Source organism: Streptomyces sp. NPDC005761, from assembly GCF_040630635.1.
In the GTDB taxonomy this organism is placed as follows: domain Bacteria; phylum Actinomycetota; class Actinomycetes; order Streptomycetales; family Streptomycetaceae; genus Streptomyces.
In genome coordinates this window covers 268267-276705 of record NZ_JBEXXX010000005.1, presented here as the reverse complement: position 1 = coordinate 276705, position 8439 = coordinate 268267, and the positions used below count along the sequence as shown (strand labels likewise).

The window sequence follows — 8439 nt, the reverse complement described above, 5'->3', positions numbered from 1 at the left end:
GGGGGGTGCGGGCGGGGGGCCCCCCCCCCCCTGTAATAGCGCCGGGGGGGCGGCGCCCCCCCGCCGCCGGCGGGCGGGGGGCCCCCTCCTCTGCGCCCGGGCGGGTCAGCCGCGTCTGAGGCCGAGCACCTCCGCGGCCGCGAACGTCTCGTTCGGCGGCCGGTCCTCGTAGTACGGGGAGATCAGCTCGTCCAGCTCGTCGAAGGAGAACGTCTCCTTCGACGAGTCGAACTTCGCCGCCACCCGGGGGCGTTCGACGATCGCGACCATGCCGCCGTGCACGACGAGCAGTTGCCCGTTGACCTTGGCGGCCGCCGGTGAGGCGAGGTAGCCGACGAGCGGTGAGACGTGCTCGGGTGCGAGCGCGTCGAGGCGCCCGTCCTGGGGTTCCTGGAAGCCCGCGAAGACGTCCTCGGTCATCCGGGTCCGTGCGCGCGGGCAGATGGCGTTGGCCGTGACGCCGTACTTGGCCAGTGCCAGCGCGGTGGAGGTGGTCAGCCCGACGATGCCTCCCTTGGCCGCCGCGTAGTTGGGCTGGCCCGCCGAGCCGGCCAGGAAGGCCTCCGAGGAGGTGTTGACGATCCGGCCGTAGACCGGTCGGCCGGCCTCCTTGGACCTCGACCGCCAGTGCGCGGCGGCGAAGTGTGTGGTGTTGAAGTGGCCCTTGAGGTGCACCCGCATGACCGAGTCCCACTCGTCCTCGGTCATCGAGAAGATCATCCGGTCGCGCAGGATGCCCGCGTTGTTGACCAGGATGTCGAGCCGGCCGTACGTCTCGACGGCCAGCGTCACCAGGGCGCGGGCCTGCTCGTGGTCGGAGACGTCGCCGAGGTGGGCGACCGCCCGGCCGCCGGCGGCGCGGATCTCCTCGGCGACCTCCTCGGCGGGCGCGGCGGAGGCCTCGCCCGAGCCGTCGCGGCCGGGCTGTCCGTAGTCGTTGACGACGACGGCCGCGCCGAGCCCCGCCAGTTCCAGCGCTTCGGCCCGTCCCAGGCCGCGGCCTGCACCGGTGACGATGGCGGACAGTCCGTCCAGGGGTAGTGACATCGGTTCTCGGGATCCTCTCGGGTCGGAGCGGCGCGGTGGGTCAGAGTTCGATGCAGGTACGCAGCGACTCGCCGGTCCGCATCTGGTCGAGGGCGTCGTTGATGCCGTCGAGCCGCACCCGGTGAGTGATCATCGACTCCAGGTCGATGCGTCCGGCCCGCCAGAGCGCGATGGCCCGCTCGTACGACCTGAGCACGTCACCGCCTCCGTACATGGAGGGGAGGATCCGCTTCTCGTCGAAGAACAGCTCGAACATGTTGACCTGGAAGTTGTCGTCCATGGCCCCCGCGCCGACGATGCAGAGGGTGCCGCCGCGCCGGGTCTGCTCGTACGCGGTACGGGCCGTGACCGACTTGCCGACCACCTCGAAGACGTAGTCGAAGCCCTCGCCCGCGGTGATGCGCTGTTTGGCGTCGGCGAACTCGTCGGGCGAGACGGCCTCGGTCGCGCCGAACCGCAGGGCCGCCTCCCGCCGCGAGGCCACCGGGTCCACGGCGACGATCTGGGCGGCTCCCTGCACCCGGGCGCCCTGGATGGTGGAGATGCCCACACCGCCGCACCCGATCACCGCGACCGACGAACCGGCCTCCACCTTCGCGGTGTTGATGGCCGCACCGAGGCCGGTGGTGACCCCGCAGCCGATCAGCGCGGCGATCTCGAACGGCACGTCGTCGGGGATCGGCACCGCGCAGCCCGCGCCGACGACGACCTCCTCGGTGAAGGTGCCCGTGCCGGCGAAGCCGAAGACATCTCCGCCCGGCCGCTTGAAGTTGGGGGTGCCCGCGTTCATGAAACCGGCGAGGCACAGGTGGGTCTGGCCGCGCTTGCAGGCCGGGCAGGTGCCACAGGCCGGCAGCCAGCAGACCAGCACCCGGTCCCCCGCGCTCAGCCCGGTCACCCCGTCACCGACGTCGACGACCTCGCCCGCGCCCTCGTGGCCCGGGATGAAGGGGGCGGGCTGGGGCAGCACCCCGCTCATCGCGGAGACGTCCGAGTGGCACAGGCCGGTGGCCCGGATACGGAGCCTGACCTTGCCGGGGCCGAAGCCCACCGCCTCGACGTCGTCGAGTACTTCGAGCTTGTCCTGGCCTATCTCGTGCAGTACGGCTGCGCGCATGGTGCGGCTCCCCTCACGGGCGTGTGGTGCTGCGGGAATCGGTACGGGGTACGGGTTCGGGTCAGGTCCGGGTTCAGGAGTGCTCGACGAAGGTGTCACCGAGGACCACGGCGTTGTCCCGCTCCACGGCTCGCACCTCGACCCGCACCTGGTTCGGGGAGGTCCACATCTCGATGCGGAGGGTCTCCCCGGGGAAGACCACCCCGGTGAACCGGGCTCGGTAGGAACGGACGCGGGTCACGTCGCCGCCGAGCACCGTGTCGGTCACGGCCTTCAGCGTCATGCCGTAGGTGCACAGTCCGTGCAGGATCGGCCGGTCGAAGCCCGCCTTCGCGGCGAACTCCGGGTCGGCGTGGAGCGGGTTCCAGTCACCCGAGAGGCGGTAGAGCAGCGCCTGATCGGGGCGGACCGGCCGTTCCACCACGTGGTTGCCGGCGATGGCGGGGTAGGCCGTTCGCTCGGACGGGCCGCGCTCGCCGCCGAATCCGCCCTCGCCGCGCACGAAGATCTGCGAGTCGCTGGTCCACAACGGGCCCTCGTCGTCGGCTGCCTCGGTACGCAGTACCAGCACGGCCGCCTTGACCTTGTCGTAGACCGCGGCGACCTTCGAGGTCGTCACGGCACTGCCCCGCACGGGGACCGGCCGGTGCACCCGTACGCTCTGCCCGCCGTGCAGGACGGCCGCGAGGTCGACGTCGACACCGGGTGCCGAGAGGCCACCGGCCATGGCCGTCGCCGCGCCCGCGACCGTGGCGAAGGAGGGCAGCACCTGGAGCCGGGACTCCAGCGTGTAGCGCAGCTCACCGGGGTCGAGGGCGGGGTCGGCCAGGTCGGGGCGGGCCCCGGCGCCGATCCCGAGGTGGTAGAGCTGGACGTCCTTGTGGTCCCAGCTGATCCGGCTGGTCCTGGGTTCGGCAGCGAGAGCTTTTTCGGCATCAATGGGCATGGGGAAGCTGCTCCTCGACGGTGAAAGACCTCGGTGCGGCCGTCCGCACCGTCGGCCGCACCGAGGTCGTGCGGGGACCGGAGACCACGCCCGTTCTAGAACGCGTTCTAGCCGGTTGGCCCTATGTATAACGCAGCGCCCAGCACTTGTGAAGACCGCTGACGTTTCGTCAGATCGGCTGTGGGGTGGCGTTTTCACCCCGCTGCGGGCCATGACATTTGTCATCGCGGAGTCCGTACATGCGCCTCTGCCGCGGCATCTCCGGGCTCCGTAGCGTCGTATGTATGACGCAGACGACAGGGGACGGGGCCGCGGTGGTCTTCACCGGGGTGGTGAAGACCTTCGGCAGGCCGGGGCAGCGGGTGCGGGCCGTGGACGGGATCGGGCTGACCGTCGAGCGGGGCGAGACCGTCGCCCTGCTCGGCCGCAACGGTGCGGGAAAGTCCACGGCGATCAGCCTGCTGCTCGGGCTGAACGAGCCGGACGCGGGCAGTGTGCGCGTGCTGGGCCGCACCCCCGGACAGGCGGTACGGGCGGGCCTGGTCGGCGCCATGCTCCAGGACGGGCGGCCCATCCAGCGGGTCACCGTCCGCGAGCTGATCACGTTCGTCGCCTCCACCTACCCGCAGCCGATGCCCGTCACCGAGGCGCTGGCCCTGGCGGGCGTGGCGGAGTATGCGAACCGGCGGATCGACAAGCTCTCCGGCGGCCAGATCCAGCGGGTCCGGTTCGCCGTCGCGCTGGCCGGGAATCCGGAGCTCATCGTGCTCGACGAGCCGACGGCCGCCCTGGACGTGGAGGCGCGGCACACGTTCTGGGACTCCATGCGGGCCTACGCCCGGCGCGGCAACACCGTGCTCTTCTCCACCCATTACCTGGAGGAGGCCGACGAGAACGCCGACCGGATCGTCGTCGTCGACCGCGGCCGGATCGTCGCGGACGGCAGCGGCGAGGCCATCAAGGCCGCGGCCGGACACAGCCAGGTCTCCTTCGATCTGGCGGGCCGGTCCACCGCGGGCCTGGAACTGCTGCCCGGTGTCGTGACGGTCGAGGTGACCGGCGACCGGGCGGTGCTGCACACGGACGATTCGGACGCCACCGTGGTGGAGCTCGCCCGGCTCGGCCTGATCCGGGGCCTCCAGGTGTCCGTGGCGACCCTGGAGGCCGCCTTCCTCTCCCTCACCGCGCCCGCTGCCGGCGCCCCGCGGCCCGCGAAGGAGTCCGTCTGATGTACCGCTACGTCGTGCTCGAGATCCGCCGCACCCTCCGTGACGGCACCTTCCTGATCTTCGGCACCGGAATGCCCGTGATGATGTACCTGATCTTCACGAACATCGGCGGCGGTGACGGCGTCGACGGATGGAAGACCGCCTCGATGGTCGGCATGGCCGCGTACGGGGCGCTCGGCTCGGCCATGTCGATCGGTACGGGCGTCGCCTCCGACAAGTCCCTCGGCTGGCTCCAGCAGTTGCGGATCACCCCGCTCTCCCCCGCGCACGCGGTCGTCGGCCGGGCCGTCAGCGGTTCGGTGACCGTGCTGCCGACGATCCTGACCGTGCTGCTGGCCGGCGGTCTGGTGAACGGGGTACGGCTCGCCGCCTGGCAGTGGGCCGCGCTGATCCTGCTGCTCTGGATCGGCGCCCTGCCCTTCACCCTGCTGGGACTGGGCAACGGCTACCGGCTCACCCCGCAGGGCACCGGGGTCGTCAACGTCGCGTGTCTGATGGGCTTCGGTGTCGTCGGCGGACTGTGGTTCCCGCTGGAACTGCTCCCCGGGTGGCTGCGCTCCGTCGGCAGGTTCACCCCCGCCAACCGGTTCGCAGACCTGGGCTGGGCGGCCACGGACGGCCATGCGCCCGGCGTCACGACCGTCGGCGTGCTCACCGCGTGGCTCCTGCTGTTCGGCTCGTACGCCGTGGTCTCGTACCGTCGGTCCGCGAGGACCGTGTGACGGGAGTGGACATGTCCGGGAACGGAAGAGAAGCACGGAAGGAACGGCGCCGACGGCGGAGGGAGGGGCGCCGCCCCGGCCCGCCGGGGCCGTACGCCCTGCTGCCCTGGCTGCTGATGGGCCTGGGCTCCTTCTCCAACCTGTTCCAGGGCGAGACCCCCAGTCCGTGGATCGGCGGCATCGGGCTGCTCGCCTTCAACTCCCTCTATATCTCGGTGGTGTTCCGGGGCTTCGTCAAGGAGAAGCGCGAGAGCCCGGTGTCGTACGTCCTGCTGGGCGCGATGGCCGTCATCACCTTCGGCCTGGCGATCGGTTACGGAGGCAGCTGGCTGCTGTTCTTCCCCCTGCTCTCGCTGGCGTGCGGAACCATCCTGCGCCACCGCTGGCTCGCCGCCGGGCTCCTCGGCCTCGCCGTGGCCGCGTGCCTGATCGCCGTGTGGCGCGACGACAGCACGTCGACGCCGTGGACGCTGGGCTACGGAACGTTCATCTCCGGCGCGGTGACTGCGGCGATCCTCACGCTGTCGGAGACCGTGATGGAACTGCGCTCGACCAGGCAGGAACTGGCCCGGACGGCCGTCGAGAAGGAGCGGCTGCGCTTCTCCCGCGATCTGCACGACCTGCTGGGCCACACCCTCTCGGTGATCGTCGTGAAATCGGAGGCGGCGCGCAGGCTCGCGCCACGCGACATGGACGCGGCACTCTCCCAGGTCGCCGACATCGAGTCCGTGGGCCGGCAGGCGCTCACCGAGATCCGCGAGGCGGTGTCCGGCTACCGCGAGGGCAGTCTGGCCACCGAACTCGACCGGGCCAGGTCCGCGCTGACCGCTGCCGGCATCGAACCCTCCGTCCGCCGCTCCGGCACACCGCTCGCGCCGCAGACGGAAGCGCTGCTGGGCTGGGTGGTCCGGGAGACCGTCACCAACGTCGTCCGCCACTCCACCGCCACCACCTGCGCGTTCGTCGTCGAGGGCACCGCGGACCGGGTCCGTCTGACGGTCACCGACGACGGCCGGACCCCGGCCGCCCCGCCCGCCCCCGGCATCGGCGGCACCGGCCTGAAGGGCCTCACCGAACGCCTCGCGGTGGCCGGCGGCTCCCTGGAGGCGGGCCCCGGACCGGCAGGCGGCTTCGTGGTCACGGCGGAGCTCCCGGCTGATGTTCCGGGGGCAGAGGACGGCGCCGCGCCCCCGGCACCGTGAAGGCGCTGGCCCGGCGGGCCCACGGGTTGCGGCGCCGTCGCACACGCGCGGCAGACACCGCACCACGTGCGACCGCCCGCCCTAGTCTGTTCCCCGTGAACGAGATGCCGCAGGATCACCGTCCGTCCAAGTCCGTTCGGGTGCTGCTCGCCGAGGACCAGGGCATGATGCGCGGTGCGCTCGCCCTGCTGCTCGGACTCGAGCCCGACATCGAGGTGGTGGCCCAGGTGGGGGCGGGCGACGAGATCGTGGCCGCCGCGCTGACATCGCGGCCCGATGTGGCGCTCCTCGACATCGAGCTCCCGGGCCGAAGTGGCCTGGACGCGGCCGCCGATCTGCGGGAGGAGGTGCCGGACTGCCGGGTGCTGATCCTCACCACCTTCGGCCGGCCGGGGTATCTGCGGCGCGCGATGGAGGCCGGGGCTGCGGGGTTCCTGGTGAAGGACGGCCCGGTCGAGGAGCTCGCGGGGGCGATCCGCCGGGTGCTGACCGGGGAGACCGTCATCGACCCGGCCCTGGCCGCCGCTGCGCTGAGCGCGGGACCGAGCCCGCTGACCGCGCGCGAGCGCGACGCTCTGGTCGCCTCGGTGGACGGGGCGACGGTCGCGGACATCGCGCTCAAGCTGCACCTGTCGGAGTCGACCGTGCGCAACTACCTCTCCGCGGCGATCGGGAAGACGGGCACGCGCAACCGGATGGAGGCGGTCAGGGCTGCCCGGCAGCAGGGGTGGCTCTGAAACGGGTGGCCCTCACCGCTTGACCGACCCGTGGCGCGGCAGCCACAGGACCATGAGCAGCAGTCCGCCGAGCAGCACCCCGCCCGCCGTCCGGAAGGCCAGCGCGTAGCCGGCCGTGAGCTCCACCGGGTCGGCCGAACCCTCCGTACGGGCCGCGGCGACCGTGGAGAGTACGGCCAGTCCCAGGGCGCCGCCCATCGTGCGGGAGGTGTTGACGAGCCCGGAGACCAGGCCGGCCTCGCCGGGGGCCGAGCCCGAGATGGCGAGGGTGGCGAGCGGGGTGGCCGCGAGGCCCGTGCCGGCCATCATCAGGACGCCGGGCAGACAGACCGCGGTGAGGTACGAGCCGTCGGACGTCATCGTGGACTGCCAGCCGAAGCCCGCGGCGGCGATCGCCGTGCCGATCAGCGCCAGGTTCTTCGCGCCGGTGCGGACCATCAGCAGCGGCGCGCACTTGGAGCCGAGGACGATGGCCACCGAGGTGGGCATCAGAGCGAGTCCGGCCTCCAGCGCGGTGTACCCCAGGACGTTCTGCGCGTACACCGTCATGAAGTACCACATCGAGAACGTGGCCGAGCCGATCACGAACATCGCCACGTTCGCCGAAGCCACCGCCCGGGCCCCCAGCACCCGCAACGGCATCAGCGGCTTCCCGGTCCGGGCCTCCACCAGGACGAACAGGGCGATCAGCGCCAGGCCGGCCAGCAGCGGCAGGAGGGTCGCCGGGGCGGTCCAGCCCGATTCCTCCGTCTGCACGATGCCGTACGCGACCGAGGCCAGGCCCGCTGTGACGAGTACCGCGCCCAGGAGGTCGAGCCGGCTGCGTTCACCGGCCCGGCCCTCGGCCAGCCGCAGCGCGGCGCCGATCAGGACGAGCACCCCGATGGGTACGTTGATGAGCAGGACCCACCGCCACGACAGGGTGTCGGTGAGCACCCCGCCGATGAGTCCGCCGGCCGCGCCGCCGCCCGCGCCGACTGCCATCCAGGTGCTGATGGCCCTGGTACGGGCGGGCCCCTCGGGGACGGCCGCGGTGAGCAGGGTCAGGGTCGCGGGGGCGAGCACGGCCGCCCCGAGCCCCTGGGTGGCCCGGGCCGCGAGCAACTGCCAGCCCTCCTGGGCGAGTCCGCCGGCGAGGGAGGCGGCTGTGAAGAGGCCGAGCCCTACGAGGAACATCCGCTTGCGGCCGTAGAGGTCGGCGGCCCGCCCGCCGAGCAGCATGAATCCGGCGAAGGCGATCGAGTACGCGTTGAGCACCCATTGCAGGCCCGCGGCGCTCAGCCCGAGGTCGGTGCGCATCGACGGGAGGGCCACATTGACGACGGACACGTCGAGCACCACGAGGAACTGGCCGGTACAGGCGGCGAGTACGACCGCCCAGGTACGGGGCCGGTCCGGGCCGGTTCTGCGTGTGCGCGTCGAGACGTCAACCATGCGCG

General features: G+C 72.1%; 8 protein-coding genes. 4 read left to right on the top strand and 4 right to left on the bottom strand.

The features are described from left to right. Positions 1-105 precede the first annotated feature (105 nt). The 3 genes from ABZ434_RS07805 to ABZ434_RS07795 all read right to left on the bottom strand — a co-directional run bounded on the left by ABZ434_RS07805 (position 106) and on the right by ABZ434_RS07795 (position 3110). The gene (locus ABZ434_RS07805; protein WP_359132901.1) at positions 106-1047 is read right to left on the bottom strand and encodes a 3-oxoacyl-ACP reductase; all 942 of its coding nucleotides are present in this window, start codon (positions 1045-1047) and stop codon (positions 106-108) included. Positions 1048-1087: 40 nt separating this feature from the next. Beyond that, positions 1088-2164 (bottom strand): Zn-dependent alcohol dehydrogenase, encoded by a 1077-nt coding sequence (locus ABZ434_RS07800; protein WP_359132900.1) that lies wholly within the window; start codon positions 2162-2164, stop codon positions 1088-1090. 73 nt (positions 2165-2237) lie between these two features. Beyond that, positions 2238-3110, bottom strand: a complete 873-nt coding sequence (locus ABZ434_RS07795; RefSeq protein WP_359132899.1) for a MaoC/PaaZ C-terminal domain-containing protein — start codon at positions 3108-3110, stop codon at positions 2238-2240. A gap of 284 nt (positions 3111-3394) precedes the next feature. Here ABZ434_RS07795 and ABZ434_RS07790 point away from each other — a divergent pair, with 284 nt between their 5' ends. The 4 genes from ABZ434_RS07790 to ABZ434_RS07775 all read left to right on the top strand — a co-directional run bounded on the left by ABZ434_RS07790 (position 3395) and on the right by ABZ434_RS07775 (position 7000). Continuing rightward, the gene (locus ABZ434_RS07790; protein WP_359132898.1) at positions 3395-4339 is read left to right on the top strand and encodes an ABC transporter ATP-binding protein; all 945 of its coding nucleotides are present in this window, start codon (positions 3395-3397) and stop codon (positions 4337-4339) included. Continuing rightward, a complete protein-coding gene (locus ABZ434_RS07785; RefSeq protein ID WP_359132897.1) occupies positions 4339-5061 on the top strand; it encodes an ABC transporter permease in 723 nt (240 codons plus the stop codon). Before ABZ434_RS07790 ends, ABZ434_RS07785 begins: the two co-directional genes overlap by 1 nt. An 11-nt stretch (positions 5062-5072) precedes the next feature. Next, entirely contained in the window at positions 5073-6263 is a 1191-nt protein-coding gene (locus ABZ434_RS07780; protein WP_359132895.1) for a sensor histidine kinase, read from the top strand. A 104-nt stretch (positions 6264-6367) separates the two neighbouring features. Then, entirely contained in the window at positions 6368-7000 is a 633-nt protein-coding gene (locus tag ABZ434_RS07775; protein WP_359132912.1) for a response regulator transcription factor, read from the top strand. Between the two features lie 12 nt (positions 7001-7012). Here ABZ434_RS07775 and ABZ434_RS07770 read toward each other — a convergent pair whose 3' ends face one another. Further along, positions 7013-8434 carry an MFS transporter gene (locus ABZ434_RS07770; protein ID WP_359132894.1) on the bottom strand — a complete coding sequence of 474 codons (1422 nt, stop codon included), beginning with the start codon at positions 8432-8434 and terminating at the stop codon, positions 7013-7015. Positions 8435-8439 lie beyond the last annotated feature (5 nt).